Origin of the sequence: Undibacterium sp. SXout20W (assembly GCF_049340285.1) — a bacterium.
Lineage (GTDB): Bacteria > Pseudomonadota > Gammaproteobacteria > Burkholderiales > Burkholderiaceae_D > Undibacterium.
This window is the reverse complement of sequence record NZ_JBMPPH010000001.1, coordinates 38,844-52,570: the sequence shown is the minus strand read 5'-3', so window position 1 is coordinate 52,570 and position 13,727 is coordinate 38,844. Positions and strand designations below refer to the sequence as shown.

At 46.8% G+C, this 13,727-nt stretch carries 12 protein-coding genes, 1 tRNA gene and 1 pseudogene; 1 reads left to right on the top strand and 13 read right to left on the bottom strand.

What is annotated here, in order from left to right; translation table 11 throughout:
* Positions 1 to 30 precede the first annotated feature (30 nt).
* The 5 genes from ACO0K1_RS00230 to ACO0K1_RS00210 all read right to left on the bottom strand — a co-directional run bounded on the left by ACO0K1_RS00230 (position 31) and on the right by ACO0K1_RS00210 (position 4,409).
* A complete protein-coding gene (locus ACO0K1_RS00230) occupies positions 31 to 1,077 on the bottom strand; it encodes an aldo/keto reductase (protein WP_423021818.1) in 1,047 nt (348 codons plus the stop codon).
* Between the two features lie 27 nt (positions 1,078 to 1,104).
* The gene (locus ACO0K1_RS00225) at positions 1,105 to 2,151 is read right to left on the bottom strand and encodes a quinone-dependent dihydroorotate dehydrogenase (protein ID WP_423021817.1); all 1,047 of its coding nucleotides are present in this window, start codon (positions 2,149 to 2,151) and stop codon (positions 1,105 to 1,107) included.
* 117 nt (positions 2,152 to 2,268) lie between these two features.
* Positions 2,269 to 2,991, bottom strand: coding sequence for an arginyltransferase (locus tag ACO0K1_RS00220; protein ID WP_423021816.1), 723 nt, complete (start codon positions 2,989 to 2,991; stop codon positions 2,269 to 2,271).
* Between the two features lie 120 nt (positions 2,992 to 3,111).
* Positions 3,112 to 3,840, bottom strand: coding sequence for a leucyl/phenylalanyl-tRNA--protein transferase (aat, locus tag ACO0K1_RS00215; RefSeq protein WP_423021815.1), 729 nt, complete (start codon positions 3,838 to 3,840; stop codon positions 3,112 to 3,114).
* Complete coding sequence (locus ACO0K1_RS00210; RefSeq protein WP_423021814.1) at positions 3,837 to 4,409, bottom strand: NUDIX hydrolase; 573 nt, start codon at positions 4,407 to 4,409, stop codon at positions 3,837 to 3,839. Before ACO0K1_RS00210 ends, aat begins: the two co-directional genes overlap by 4 nt.
* A 128-nt stretch (positions 4,410 to 4,537) precedes the next feature.
* Here ACO0K1_RS00210 and ACO0K1_RS00205 point away from each other — a divergent pair.
* A tRNA-Met gene (locus ACO0K1_RS00205) sits at positions 4,538 to 4,614 on the top strand.
* 193 nt (positions 4,615 to 4,807) lie between these two features.
* Here the strand turns inward: ACO0K1_RS00205 and ACO0K1_RS00200 are convergent.
* The 8 genes and pseudogenes from ACO0K1_RS00200 to ACO0K1_RS00165 all read right to left on the bottom strand — a co-directional run bounded on the left by ACO0K1_RS00200 (position 4,808) and on the right by ACO0K1_RS00165 (position 13,448).
* Positions 4,808 to 5,311, bottom strand: a complete 504-nt coding sequence (locus ACO0K1_RS00200) for a TlpA family protein disulfide reductase (protein WP_423021813.1) — start codon at positions 5,309 to 5,311, stop codon at positions 4,808 to 4,810.
* 335 nt (positions 5,312 to 5,646) lie between these two features.
* Complete coding sequence (gene tauC, locus ACO0K1_RS00195) at positions 5,647 to 6,561, bottom strand: taurine ABC transporter permease TauC (RefSeq protein WP_423021812.1); 915 nt, start codon at positions 6,559 to 6,561, stop codon at positions 5,647 to 5,649.
* Entirely contained in the window at positions 6,558 to 7,349 is a 792-nt protein-coding gene (locus tag ACO0K1_RS00190) for a taurine ABC transporter ATP-binding protein (protein WP_423021811.1), read from the bottom strand. Before ACO0K1_RS00190 ends, tauC begins: the two co-directional genes overlap by 4 nt.
* A gap of 216 nt (positions 7,350 to 7,565) precedes the next feature.
* Positions 7,566 to 8,567: pseudogene (tauA, locus tag ACO0K1_RS00185) on the bottom strand (taurine ABC transporter substrate-binding protein).
* A 352-nt stretch (positions 8,568 to 8,919) separates the two neighbouring features.
* Positions 8,920 to 10,749 (bottom strand): family 2A encapsulin nanocompartment cargo protein cysteine desulfurase, encoded by a 1,830-nt coding sequence (locus ACO0K1_RS00180; RefSeq protein WP_423021810.1) that lies wholly within the window; start codon positions 10,747 to 10,749, stop codon positions 8,920 to 8,922.
* A gap of 4 nt (positions 10,750 to 10,753) precedes the next feature.
* Entirely contained in the window at positions 10,754 to 11,683 is a 930-nt protein-coding gene (locus ACO0K1_RS00175; RefSeq protein ID WP_423021809.1) for a family 2A encapsulin nanocompartment shell protein, read from the bottom strand.
* Positions 11,684 to 11,984: 301 nt separating this feature from the next.
* A complete protein-coding gene (epsC, locus tag ACO0K1_RS00170; protein WP_423021808.1) occupies positions 11,985 to 12,941 on the bottom strand; it encodes a serine O-acetyltransferase EpsC in 957 nt (318 codons plus the stop codon).
* Between the two features lie 42 nt (positions 12,942 to 12,983).
* Positions 12,984 to 13,448: a rhodanese-like domain-containing protein gene (locus tag ACO0K1_RS00165; RefSeq protein ID WP_423021807.1), complete on the bottom strand. Its 465-nt coding sequence runs from the start codon at positions 13,446 to 13,448 to the stop codon at positions 12,984 to 12,986.
* Positions 13,449 to 13,727 lie beyond the last annotated feature (279 nt).

Sequence of the window (13,727 nt, the reverse complement as noted above, 5' to 3'; positions counted from 1 at the left end):
TTGGGTTGCACTTTTATTGAGATGATATTGTCACTGGCCAGGATTATTGAATTCTGCGTGAATTGATTCAATCGCACTCATGATTTCTGGATTGAGCGTCACGTTAAGGGCATCAATATTTTCTTTGAGTTGAAGCAGATTGGTGGCGCCAATGATGGTGCTGGCGATGTACCAGCGCGAGTAACACCAGGCCAAGGCAAGTTGGGTCGGCGTTAAGTCATTGGCGCGTGCTAACGCTGAATAACGCTTACTGGCTTCCAGCACACTAGCACGTGTGTAGCGCGGGCTCCAGGTCGGAGGGAATATCGTCAGGCGGCCATGTGCTTGTGCATCGTCAGCATATTTGCCCGTCAGTTGGCCGAAGGCCAGTGGGCTATACGCAAGCAGACTGACACGTTCGCGGAAGCAACTTTCATCGAGTCCTTGTTCAAAGGCGCGGTTGACCAGATTACAGGCGTTTTGTATTGATACCAATCGTGGTACTTGTTGTCTTTCTGCCTGACGCGCAAATTCGCCGATACCCCATGCACTTTCATTAGAAACACCGTAGGCGCGAATTTTACCTTCTTTGATCAGGCTCGCCAGTATGCTGACGGTTTCTTCGATTGAGGTGTGGGGACGTTCCAATGTGGGATCAAATTGTTTTTGTCCGAATATTGGTGCATTCCGACTTGGCCAATGCAACTGATACAGGTCGATGTAGTCGGTGTGCAGACGTTGCAAACTGGCGTCAACAGCGGCGCGAATATTGACGGCATTCAGGTCATTTTCACCGCCACGTATCCAATGCATGCCGCGCGACGGTCCTGCTACTTTGGTGGCGAGGATAATTTTATCGCGTGTGGCGGCATTTTTTTTCAACCAGCTACCGACATATTGCTCTGTTCTGCCTTGTGTTTCAGCACGTGGCATCACTGGATACATCTCGGCGGTATCAATAAAATTAATGCCACGTTCGATGGCGTAATCAAGTTGTCCGTGCGCTTCAGTTTCACTATTCTGCTCACCAAATGTCATGGTGCCGAGGCAGATTTTGCTCACTTGTAATTGACTATCACCGAGGGAGATCAGTTGCATTCGTGTCCTCTTTCTGTATTGACTTATTTAGGGGCGGCTATTGCGTAAGGCGGTTGCGCATTCTTTGACCAGTGCCGGGCCCTGATAAATTAGACCAGAGTAGAGCTGCACCAAAGACGCGCCTTCACGAATTTTCGTTGCTGCGTCAGCACCCGAGAAAATACCACCAACGCCGATAATGGGTAATTCATCGCCGAGTTCAGCCTTGAGTGCACGAATCACCCGATTCGATAATTCAAACACCGGTTTGCCTGATAAACCGCCAGCTTCTTCCGCAAATGGCAGACCTTTAACGGCGTCGCGTGTGATCGTGGTATTGGTGGCAATGACGCCATCAATTTTGTGGCGCAGCAAGGCTTCGGCAATGGTTTTGATCTGCTCGGCATCGATATCCGGTGCGATTTTAAGCGCAATCGGGACGTAGCGTTTGTGCTTATCAGCCAGGGCTTGCTGGGCTGATTTAAGTTGTGCCAGCAAGTTATCTAACTCATCTGCGCCTTGAAGTTGGCGCAAATTTTTAGTGTTCGGCGATGAAATGTTGACGGTGACATAGCTGGCGTACGGATACACTTTTTCCAGGCAGTGCAGATAGTCCTCTGCGGCACGTTCGATAGGTGTGTCAGCATTTTTACCGATATTCAGACCGAGTACGCCCTGTTTATCCTGATAAAAGCGGGATGATTGTACATTGCGCACAAACGCATCGACACCGCCGTTGTTAAAACCCATGCGATTGATGATTGCTTCTGCCTTGGGGAGTCGGAACATGCGCGGTAATGGATTGCCTGGTTGCGCGCGCGGTGTGACAGTGCCGATTTCAATGGAGCCAAAACCTAATGCTGCTAAACCATCGATATAGGCGCCGTCTTTATCCAGTCCTGCGGCCAATCCAACTGGGTTGGGGAAGTGGATCCCCATCACCGTGCGCGGGTCGTTTTCGGGTTTGCTGAATAATCCTCCGAGTCCAAATTTGCTAATACGTTGGATGGCAGGGAGGGTCAAATGGTGGGCTTTTTCCGGCTCCATCGAAAACAAGATGGAGCGGGCTAGCGTATATAAGAGTTTTTCGGGCATAGTAATGATGATTTATGGGAGTATGTATTGAAAATGGCTATTTATCATTACAAAATCAAGGGCATTTTTAAATACTGATAGGGAGTATATTTCAATCTAATGTTGCTGAATTTAAGACTATAAAGACTGCCACTGACCATGCATGAGCGCATCCAGAGGCTTAAAGTTGATTTTATAGGCCATTTTAGGGCTCGCTGCAATCCAGTATCCGAGATAGACATATGGCAGATTGAGCTCTTTAGCTTTACGAATTTGCCAAACGACATTGTAAGTCCCGTAGGAGGCATCGGTATCGTAAGGGTCAAAAAAGGTATACACCGATGACAAACCATCGGTGAGGATGTCGATCAGACTGACCATTTTTAAGGTGCCGTGTTCATCGCGAAACTCAACCAAGCGAGTATTAACACGACTTTGCAGTAAAAATTGTGCGTATTGATCGTGACTGTCATTGTCCATGCCACCACCAGCATGTCGATGGTGTTGATATTCCTGATAAAGCTCGTAGTGCTCTTGCGAATAGGCAAGAGGAGTCACAGTTGCGCGTAAATCGGCATGTTTTTTTTCTGCGCGGCGCTGGCTGCGGTTAGCAATGTACTCATCACTGCGAACGCGAACAGGCGTGCACGCTCGACAATTATCGCAGTGCGGCCGATAAATAAAAATACCACTGCGGCGAAAGCCATTTTTAACCAGCTCTGAATAGGCGTCGGCATTGATCAGATGAGCCGGCGTAGCAACCTGCGAACGCGCCTGCAGGCCATCGAGATAGCTGCATGGGTACGGGGCGGTCGCATAAAACTGTATGCTCGCAATAGGCAAATCGTTAAGTTGCGTCACGTTGTCTTTAGCCTTGCTTTACTTAATGTACTTGATTAACTCGTTACTTATTCGTTGCTGGTTGCTTGCTACTTGCTACTTGCATGCTGGTTCTTTTCTGGTCGCTTACTTGCCAATAGCTTAAAATGCTTTCGTCCAATCTGACATAGAAAGTGGTTGCCAATCTGAAATCGCTGGCATTGCTGTTGCAACATCAATCCATGTCAGAAATTCCGAACGCGGGATCGGTTTTGCGCCCAGCGATGCCAAATGTGCGGTCTCTTGCTGGCAGTCTATCATTTTCACACCATGTTCACGTAGGAAAAAAACCAAATGGCTTAATGCAACTTTTGATGCATTTGAAACCCTGGTAAACATAGATTCACCATAAAACATACGCCCAATACAGACGCCATAGGCACCGCCCACTAATGTGCCATCGAGCCATACTTCAGAGGAGTGGGCAAAGCCAGCTCGGTGCAGGGCACAATAGCCAGCAACAATATCCTCGGAAATCCAGGTTCCGGCGCCATCTTTACGTGGTGCTCCACAAGCACGCATGACTTCTTCAAACGCGCTGTCAAAACGGATTTCCCAGCGCTTGTCAGCCTGCATTTTCTTTAAGGTTTTCAGCAGGCTATCTGAGACTTTAAAATCGGCGAGCGCTAACACCATGCGTGGATCGGTAGACCACCATAAAATCGGTTGTCCTTCTGAAAACCACGGAAAGATACCGTGGCGATACGCATCGAGCAGACGTTCTGCTGACAAATCCGCACCCGCGGCCAATAGTCCGGCAGCACCTTGTTCTTCGGTGAGTGCGGTGTTGACGTCAGGAAATGGAGAGTTTTTTTCCAGCCAGGGGATCAAGTGCTACTCCGCATAGGCTTGAAAATATCCTCTTCGTGGACAGAAAATTGTCCGCCTGCCCGTACTTTTTTGATATCACTGAAGAAAAAACGTAAAGTGTGACTTACCGTAGGAAACGCGATGTCGTCCCAGGGAATGTCATTTTCCGCAAACATCTGGACATCAAGGCTTTCAGTGCCTGCAGCATAATTCAAGTCCAGCAGAGTTGCCCGGTAAAACAAATGTACCTGGTGTACGTGGGGAACGTTGATAACTGAAAATAATTCATGCAAAGCAATATTGGCACCCGCTTCTTCAACAGTTTCCCTTTGCGCTGCCTGAGCGCTGGTTTCATTATTTTCCATAAAACCAGCCGGCAGGGTCCAATAGCCAAGACGTGGCTCGATCGCACGCTTGCATAAAAGTACTTTTAATTCACCATCTTGCTGCCAAACCGGGATGGAGCCAACGACCATTTTTGGGTTTTCATAGTGAATGACACCACAGGCGCTACAGACAAAACGTTCTCGCGTGTCGTCCGCAGGTATTTTTAACTCAACTGGTGCAGCGCATTCAGAGCAGAATTTCATAGCAAAATAGAGGTAAATTTGAGTGATGATCGCAGTGTATCATCTGCGGGGCCTCGGGAGAAACTCAGAATAAACTCAGGTGGTAATTGCGCATTGCAGTAAATTCGTGTATAGTTTCATTCTTCAGACGCGGGGTGGAGCAGTCTGGCAGCTCGTCGGGCTCATAACCCGAAGGTCGTAGGTTCAAATCCTGCCCCCGCAACCAATTCAGCAAAAAAAGCTTACAGTGATCTGTAGGCATTTTTTGTATTTGTGTTCGTATTTATTTCGTATTTTTGGGCATTTTTCGCTGCGTTTTTATGCGATGCACAATCCACAGAATCAGATGCCTGACAACGAGGGTTGCACATCAACGTATTTCATTACCGCATCTCATCACCGCATCTCATTAGCCTGATTTAGAGTGATAACCACAAATTATCCCAATCATCCGACTGAAATTTGCCTTCACGTTTGAATTTCAGTTGGGCATTGTGATCAAGAACAAAGTGGGTAGGCTGCGTTTTAATGACGCCAAAATTGTCTTTGTGACCAGGTGCGTTGCGCCACACCGTCGGGAAACGCTGGTCTTTTGGATAAGCGTGGGTCGTCAATTCATTGTAATCATCGAGGTCTTTTTTGTTGGTGTCTAGGTTGACACCGAGCAACATGAATTTATTCTTGCTATTACGGACATAAAATTCGCGCATTAATTTCAAATCATCGGAACACAGCGCGCAGTCGAAGGTGAAAAAACTGACCAGCACGGTCATGCCAGAAAAATCACTTAAGTTGAGTTTTTTGCCATAGACATCTGTGCCTTCTAAGGTATATTTTGTTGATGTTTTTTGTGCTAATGATAAGCTTGACGTCAACAACAAACCAGAAGCCAAGGCAGATTGAATAAAGTCTCTACGTAACATGGGGCATTCCTTTACTCATGTGTAGACTTATTGAAGAGCAGGGCGGACAACCAAATGCGCCGAAGCGCATCTCGCTAGTCTACGACAAATATTTGATGCCGTGTGTCAATATTGCAATCTAAGCCGGCATGCAAGTCCGAAACAAAATTAAGTATCGTTGTTTTAACTTGATCGGGTGAATCAAAGAGGGATTGCCGCTGGAATAGCGATCCAGATTTCAGTGGGCTTAGACTTGCTCGGTTGGTCGTGACAAATACACCCATTGATGTATAACTATTAGCATGTCGTTAATTTAAAATTGGATGATGGTCGTGTCGATGAGGTCGAACGGCTATTTATATTTTGCCTTCCCAGGGCACTAAAGTTTTTTGCAAACGACGTAATCCCCATTCAAACAAAAATGCAATGAGGGCGATCACGATAATGCCCATGACGACGACATCGGTGACTAAGAACTGCGCGGCAGATTGAATCATAAAACCTAAGCCACGCGTAGCAGCGATAAGTTCAGCTGCGACCAGCGTTGACCAGCCGACACCCAAGCCTATCCTGACGCCGGTAAGAATGTCTGGTGTTGCCGATGGAATAATGACGTATCTAATCAATTGCCAGCGATTTGCCCCCAAAGATAATGTGGCGCGGATGCGGCTTTGGTCAACCCGAAGTACACCCTGCACGGTGGCAATAGAAATAGGTGCAAAAACCGCCAAAAATATGAGAATAATTTTGGACGTTTCGCCTATGCCAAACCAAATCACAATCAAAGGCAGATAGGCGAGAGGTGGAATGGGACGATAAAAGTCGATCAGCGGATCTATCGTCGCTCTTGCATAGCGATTCAGACCGATGAATATTCCCACTGGCACCGCAGTTGCGGTTGCCAATAGCAGTGCCACTAATACTCTGGCGACGCTTGTGCAGGCATGTGCCAACAAGGTCGCGTCAACAAATCCTTCATCTGCGACAACAATAAGTTTTCGTAGTACGGCTGCCGGTGACGGGAGGAAAAGTTCAGGAACTAATTTGAGTGCACTGATAACAGTCCAGATCAATAAAAGGAAGGCAAAGGTGATCAGACTATAAGTTCTATCGGATCGATGCTGACTCCAGGTCTTTAACCGATACAGCTGCTGAGTAAACACAGATTGGTTTGCACTTTTATCATTTTTTTGAGGCAACTCAATAAATTCTTTGCGCGGTGTTTTTTCAATTAATTCATTGAAAGCAAATTCTGTTGTTTGCTCGCTCATGTCAGCACCTCTTCTGATGTGAATAATTCTTGTAGTATTTGCTCTCGCAAATCAACAAATTCTCGACTTGATTTGATGCTGCGAGCGCTTTCTCCATCTGTAAAACGACGTCCAAACTCTAGTTTGCGTATGCTTTCGATGCGTCCTGGTCTGGCGCGTAAAAGTACCAGATCGGTCGCCAGAAATAAGGCTTCTTCGACGCTATGAGTAATCATCAGCATGCCTTTTCCAGAAACTTTCCAGACCTGCAGCAAATGTTCTTGCATGCGTGCACGAGTCAAAGCATCCAGTGCGCCCAATGGCTCGTCTAATAAAAGGAATCGTGGATCCACCGCCAAAGCGCGCGCTAACCCTACACGTTGTCGCATACCACCTGAAATTTTCCAGATCGGGTAGTCAGCAAAAGCTTCGAGGCCAGTGAGTCTCAGATACTCAAGTGATTTTACATCGCGTTCTGTTTTACTTTTACCAGCTAGTTGTAAACCAAAGGCGACATTTTCTTTTACGCTTTGCCACGGTAAGAGGGCGTCATCTTGAAATACCACACCACGATCAGCGCCAGGTCCAAGTATCGGTTTCCCATCGATGCTGAGCTGGCCGCTGGTTGGTTTTTCAAATCCAGCAATCAAATTGAGGAGCGTGGTTTTGCCACATCCAGATTCACCAATGATGGCGGTAAAGCTAGCGTCTTGAAGCACCAGATTAATTCCGCTCAAGACCTCAACAGACCGATTGCCTGATTGGATTTTTTCCGGGAAGCGGATCCCGATTGACTCTAGACGTATCATGAAGTGATGTTTACCTAAATTTAATTAAACCATTTATTCGCGACTAATTGAATGTTTGTTATGTATGTTTGTTATGTATGTTTGCTATGCATGTTTGATATGCATTTATATGGCGCGAAAAACTAAAAACCATGCGGAAAAGTGCACAAAAAAGTCGTAAAAAAACGACTAAACGGTGCACCTGACTACACGGTTCTCTCGTTGGATATTTTTTGATTACAAGTGGGCTGCTTGTTTAGCGTATTGCGCGTTCACATATCGGCGATAGTCACTCAATACTTGCTCCGCTTTCTTTTGATCTTTCAAAAAGAGAGAGGTGTCGCTGATAGCCTTGACGGTGCCGCCAGCTAATAAGCGTGGAGAAATTTGTTCATCCAACGTTGGGAAAATAGAGCTTTGTAATAGGCCAGGAATGTCAGCTTTATTTGCGCCAGTCAGACGAGCAATTTTGTTCGCTTGTGCTGAATCTACAGTCCATGTGCTGCCATGTTGACGGTAATCAGCATAGGCTTTTCCAGTGATTTTTACAAAGGCAGTCACAAAATCCGGATGGCTCTTTGCAAAGTCCTTACGTACGATCCATGCATCAAACGTGGGCGCACCCCATTTGGCAACTTGGGCTGAATCAGTCAGTACTGTGCCGGTTTCTTTTGCCTTACCTAACGCCGGATCCCATACATATGCTGCATCGATGTCGCCGCGTGACCATGCGGCTGCAATTTCGGTAGGGCGCAGGTTAAGAATTTCTACTTTTTTTGGATCAATTCCCCAGTGTTTTAACGCCGCTAACAGGCTGTAATGTGTCGTTGATGCAAATGGTACAGCGACTTTCTTACCGATCAGATCTTGCGGCGATTTGATGTTACTACCATTGCGTACGACGAGGGCTTCTGCAGCGCCGATTTCGGCAGCAATATAGATTGTCTCAATGGGGGATTCACGGCTTGCAGCAGCGGCGAGCGGGCTACTGCCAACATAACCAATTTGAATGTCACCAGAAGCGACGGCAGTAATTACCTCGCCACCGCTTTCAAACTTGCGCCAGTTGATTTTCCAACCGGTTTGTTTCTCATATTAGCCATCAGCCTGAGCAATTTTTGATGGTTCAACCACGGTTTGATACGCTATGCTGACTTCTTTGTCGGCAGCATAGGCAGCGCTTGCTAAGGCAGAAAAGACAGCGATTGCTGGCAATAGTTTTTTGAGTGAGTAACGCATAAAAATCCTTCAAAGAAATGAATAAAAAGAGCCGGTCAAACTGGGGTGTTAAAGAATATTTTTGCAAGCTGTGATGACGTCAGATAACGCACGCTTGAATTTGATTCTAGGTAGATTTTTCGTTGATGGAAACGAATCATTCCAATCATCGATATGCGGATTTTTTTGATGTAGATCAATGTCTGTATGATTTGATCTAATTTGATACGAATTTATTTTACGTAAAATTGACAGAGGTAATGCGAATTCTCTGAGTGCATTTTCTGATATAAGAAAATGCCCAAATTACCTGAATAATTTGGGCATTTTAAATACAAGAAGAAATCAGTGATTTAGTGGGATCACTGCGTAATTATCTTCTTTGTGCAGCCAGTCTTGCAACAACGGATACCAGACGATCGACTTCTTCGCAGGTGTTATAGAACGCCAGTGATGGACGTACCGTTGCCTCAAGTCCGAAGCGGCGTAAGATCGGTTGCGCGCAATGGTGACCTGAACGGACGGCAATGCCTTCTTCATTGAGTGCTTTGCCGACTTCTTCTGTCTGATAGCCATTGAGTACAAACGATAAGACGCTTGCTTTATCTTTTGCAGTACCGACTAAGCGTACACCACGAATCGATTGCATACCGTAGGTTGCATACGCTAATAAATCGTGTTCGTAACGGGCGATATTGTCGATTCCGAGTCGCTCGATATAATCAATCGCAGCACCTAAACCGACGGCGTCGGCAATGTTGCCTGTACCTGCTTCGAACTTATTTGGTGGTGGTTGATAAATCGTACGCTCAAACGTGACGTCCGCAATCATGTTTCCACCACCTTGCCACGGCGGCATTTTTTCGAGGAGATCGCGTTTGCCATAGACAACGCCGATGCCGGTTGGGCAGAACAATTTATGGCCAGAAAATACAAAAAAATCCGCGTCCAAGGCTTGTACGTTCACCCGCATATGCGAGACGGACTGCGCGCCATCAATCAGCACTTTTGCACCAGCACGATGAGCAAGATCAATGATCTCTTTGACTGGAACGACGGTGCCTAAGGCATTCGACACTTGCGTCACTGATACAATCTTGGTGCGGCTATTGAGTAATTTGGTGTACTCACTCAATATCACCTGACCAGTATCATCGACCGGAATCACCCGTATCTTCGCGCCAGTTTGTGCTGCCAACTGTTGCCAAGGGACTATATTGGCGTGATGCTCGAGGTTGGAGACGATGATTTCATCACCTTCGCCAATATTTTGCACGCCCCAGGTTTTGGCGACCAGATTGATGCCTTCTGTGGTGCCGCGTACAAAAATGATTTCATCAGGTGAGCTCGCGCCCAAAAAATTCGTCACTTTTTTACGCGTACTTTCGTAGGCATCCGTAGCGCGTGCAGCGAGTTCATGTGCCGCGCGGTGAATGTTGGAATTTTCGTGTTCGTAAAAATACGAAATACGATCAATCACCGATTGTGGCTTTTGTGTCGTCGCTGCATTATCAAACCAGACCAACTGCTTACCGTTGACACGCTCTTGCAGAATCGGAAAATCTCTGCGAACAGCATTGACGTCAAACGGTGGGCGAGCGCTGGAAGCCAGGTTGGGAGCAGCACCTGCATGGCTACCTTGTGGTCCCGGAAAACGTGCCGTATCAAGAAAATAAAATGATCCGACATGATCCGCCGCGCCCGCTGAACGCGCAGAAGGAATACCCCCAGAGCTGAGCGCTGGCTCTTCTGTGCTCAGCAAACCTCGTAAATCGTGGTCTGTTGGCGTGTTAAATGATTGTAGCCCCGGTAAAGTTGTGCCGACATTATTCCCTACTGGGTAGCCACTAACTTCGCCGAGGAAATAAAACGGATTTGCAGGGGCAGGTGAATGCTGTTTGACAGTGTCAATCACCGGCAATGCCGCCGCATAACCATTCGGTGCATTGTCTGCAAGGCCTGCCCGTGGCGTGGCAGGAGGCGTTGTTGGTACCGTCGATGGCGCCGGATGTAATCCTGCAAATTGACCGAACTCGTGTTGTGGACCACGAGATTGCAGCGCAGCAGGGGCAGTCGGCACCGGAACGGCTCGGTTCGGATCGCGTTCCCCATTGGGCAGCGTTGCGAAAAATTCACTCGCCAGCTGCGCCAGTTCTGCCGGGTCCGGCAATCCACCGCTCTTATGTAAGGGATGGGTACTCATTTAATTATTTGTAGGTGTCTGGATATTCATGGAACTTACCGACTTCAACATCGTCAAGCACCGCCAATGCGTCATCAGATTGAATCGCTAATGAGCAATACAAAGAAATCAGGTAGGACGAAATCGCGTTTCGGCTAATACCCATGAAACGCACAGACAAACCTGGACTTTGCTCACCCGCGAGACCTGGTTGGAACAAACCCACCACGCCTTGACGTTTATCGCCAACGCGCAGCAAGATAATTTTTGTTTTACCGTCAGCGACAGGTACCTTGTCAGATGGCACCAATGGAATACCGCGCCATGTCAAAAATTGGGAGCCAAACAAACTCACTGTCGGTGGTGGTACACCACGACGTGTGCATTCGCGGCCAAAAGCGGCGATGGCTAGCGGATGCGTCAGGAAGAATGCAGGTTCTTTCCAGACTTTCGTTAAGAGTTCATCCAGATCATCCGGTGTTGGTGCGCCAGTCAATGGGAAAATACGCTGTTCTTCCGCCACATTGGCTAATAAACCGTAATCCGGATTGTTGATCAGTTCGCTTTCCTGACGCTCTTTGATTGTCTCAACGGTCAGGCGTAATTGTTCTTTGATCTGATCATGTGGGCTGCTATACAGATCAGAAACGCGAGTATGTACATCCAATACGGTCGATACTGCATTAAGGAAGTATTCACGTGGTTTTTCGTCGTAGTCAACAAATGTCTGAGGCAATTCAGATTCATCACGTTGCGAGCAGGCGACGCGTACATCACGTGGGTTTTTTACTTTGTTTAAACGATAAATACCTGCCTCGACTGGCAGCCATTCCAGCAGGTGGGTCAGCCAACGTGGGCTGACGGTGGACAGTTTAGGTACCGTCTTGGTCGCATTCGCTAGTTGTCTTGCTGCGTCATCGCTCAATGCTAATTGTGGAATTGCTGATTCTGCCATGGTTGCTCCCTTAAATAGAACGAAAAAATAAAACTAAAAAATCAAAATCAAAATCAAAATCAAAATCAAAATCAAAATCAAAATCAAAATCAAAATCAAAATCAAAATCAAAATCAAAATAAAAATAAAAATAAAAATAAAAATAAAAAAAAGCCAATTCCCTGTGGGATACATAGCGAACAGTGGCGTTTGCGTGAGCAGAAGTAACAGCTCTGATACGATGTTGCCTTACTGCTGACTTTAGTTGTCGACGTGATTAGCGTTGACGAAATTTTTATGGATGCAGGTCTTTCAACGTGATTTATTTGTCTGATCGGTGGCTATCTCCGTGCTGTAATGACCCAGCCTGCGTGACATGACTTCCTGCCGCGACGTCCTGGGTTATCCAGACGTTGCCACCAATCACCGCACCGCGACCGATGGTGATGCGACCCAGCACTGTGGCGCCTGCATAAATGACGACTTCGTCCTCAACAACGGGATGACGTGGCAGACCTTTTTGCAGCTTGCCATCGGCATCAGCCGGGAATCTTTTTGCACCCAACGTCACCGCCTGATAGATTCGTACATTGGCACCAATAATGGCGGTTTCACCAATCACGACACCCGTTCCATGGTCAATGAAAAATCCAGTTCCTATAGTGGCGCCGGGGTGGATGTCGATACCGGTCTGCGCGTGCGCGAGTTCGGCAGCAATACGTGCAATCAGTGTTACCCCAAGAACATAAAGCGAGTGTGCGATGCGGTGGTGGATCAGTGCCAAAATACCGGGATAGCAAAGCAAAACTTCATCGACGCTACGAGCAGCTGGATCACCTTGATAGGCGGCAATGACGTCGCTGTCGAGAAGTACACGGATTTCTGGGAGCGCGCGTGAAAAACTGCGAACAATTTCTAGTGCTTGTTGATTGACATCGTTGTCTGTCAAGCCTTGATGACGTGCGATATATTGCAATTCAAGCCTGACTTGATTAAGCAAGGAATGCAACGCCAGATCGAGTGTGTGTCCGACGTAAAAGTCTTCGCTTTCCTGACGTAGCTCAACAGGACCTAAACGCATCGGGAAGAGAGCACCTCGCAAGCCCGCTAAGATTTCAGAAATTGCGTCGCGAGAAGGCAATTCGCGCCCACCTGGTTCATTCGAACGTTGGCGGCTTTCGCGCCAGTTAAATCTCACTGCTGCTAGTTCACTGACGACACGATCGATATCAAAAGAAGGTTTTCGTGATTCATGACTACTTAATGCTTTACTGCTCATACCCAGTGACTCCAAATACGTACACAAAATTTAACTCTGTATTTAACTCTGTATCCACGGCAGTTGATGGAAGCGCCAACCATCCTCAGTGCCCCGATGTTGGTTGCCGTTGATTTCGCCTTCAAACCCTTCTCTGATGTTGTAAATATCGATAAATCCCGCTTTTTTGGCGGCATCGAGCGCGAGCGCAGAGCGTTTTCCGCTGCGACACAGCAGTAAGATTTTTTTGTCTTTGCCTACTTTGGATTCCAATTCACGGACAAAGCGTGGATTGCGTGTGAGGCTGGTACCTGTTGCCCATGCAACGTGAATCGAGTCGGTGACATAGCCAACAAAGGTGCGTTCTTCGGTTGTTCTGACGTCGACTAATACCGCCTGACCAGTGGAGAACAGTTCCCAGGCAGTTTGTGGTGTGACGCTGTCGGTGTTGTCTTCATTGGCAAGCAGCGTCGTACGAACTGCATCTTGCGATTGAGCGGCGCTCGCATGTGAAAATGATGCACCCATCTTATCTTCTCCTTATAAATATTCAGGCAATTGATGGCACTACCCGAACTGACCTCTGTGTGATTTCTGTATGGTTAGAATACGAAATCCTCATAAGTTGGAAAACGAATAAAAAAGTACTTATATATTTTTAAATCGAATATAGAAATGAATGTAGTAATGAATGTAGTAATGAATGTAGTAATGAATGTAGTAATGAATGTAGTAATGAATGTAGTAATGAATGTAGTAATGAATGTAGTAATGAATGTAGTAATGAATGTAGTAATGAATGTAGTA

What these genes read in the sequence shown, in the direction of transcription:
- ACO0K1_RS00230 (WP_423021818.1), bottom strand. Translation starts at nt 1,077, where the DNA reads ATGCAACTGATCTCCCTCGGTGATAGTCAATTACAAGTGAGCAAAATC.
- ACO0K1_RS00225 (WP_423021817.1), bottom strand. Translation starts at nt 2,151, where the DNA reads ATGCCCGAAAAACTCTTATATACGCTAGCCCGCTCCATCTTGTTTTCG.
- ACO0K1_RS00210 (WP_423021814.1), bottom strand. Translation starts at nt 4,409, where the DNA reads ATGAAATTCTGCTCTGAATGCGCTGCACCAGTTGAGTTAAAAATACCT.
- ACO0K1_RS00200 (WP_423021813.1), bottom strand. Translation starts at nt 5,311, where the DNA reads ATGTTACGTAGAGACTTTATTCAATCTGCCTTGGCTTCTGGTTTGTTG.
- tauC (WP_423021812.1), bottom strand. Translation starts at nt 6,561, where the DNA reads ATGAGCGAGCAAACAACAGAATTTGCTTTCAATGAATTAATTGAAAAA.
- ACO0K1_RS00190 (WP_423021811.1), bottom strand. Translation starts at nt 7,349, where the DNA reads ATGATACGTCTAGAGTCAATCGGGATCCGCTTCCCGGAAAAAATCCAA.
- ACO0K1_RS00180 (WP_423021810.1), bottom strand. Translation starts at nt 10,749, where the DNA reads ATGAGTACCCATCCCTTACATAAGAGCGGTGGATTGCCGGACCCGGCA.
- ACO0K1_RS00175 (WP_423021809.1), bottom strand. Translation starts at nt 11,683, where the DNA reads ATGGCAGAATCAGCAATTCCACAATTAGCATTGAGCGATGACGCAGCA.
- epsC (WP_423021808.1), bottom strand. Translation starts at nt 12,941, where the DNA reads ATGAGCAGTAAAGCATTAAGTAGTCATGAATCACGAAAACCTTCTTTT.
- ACO0K1_RS00165 (WP_423021807.1), bottom strand. Translation starts at nt 13,448, where the DNA reads ATGGGTGCATCATTTTCACATGCGAGCGCCGCTCAATCGCAAGATGCA.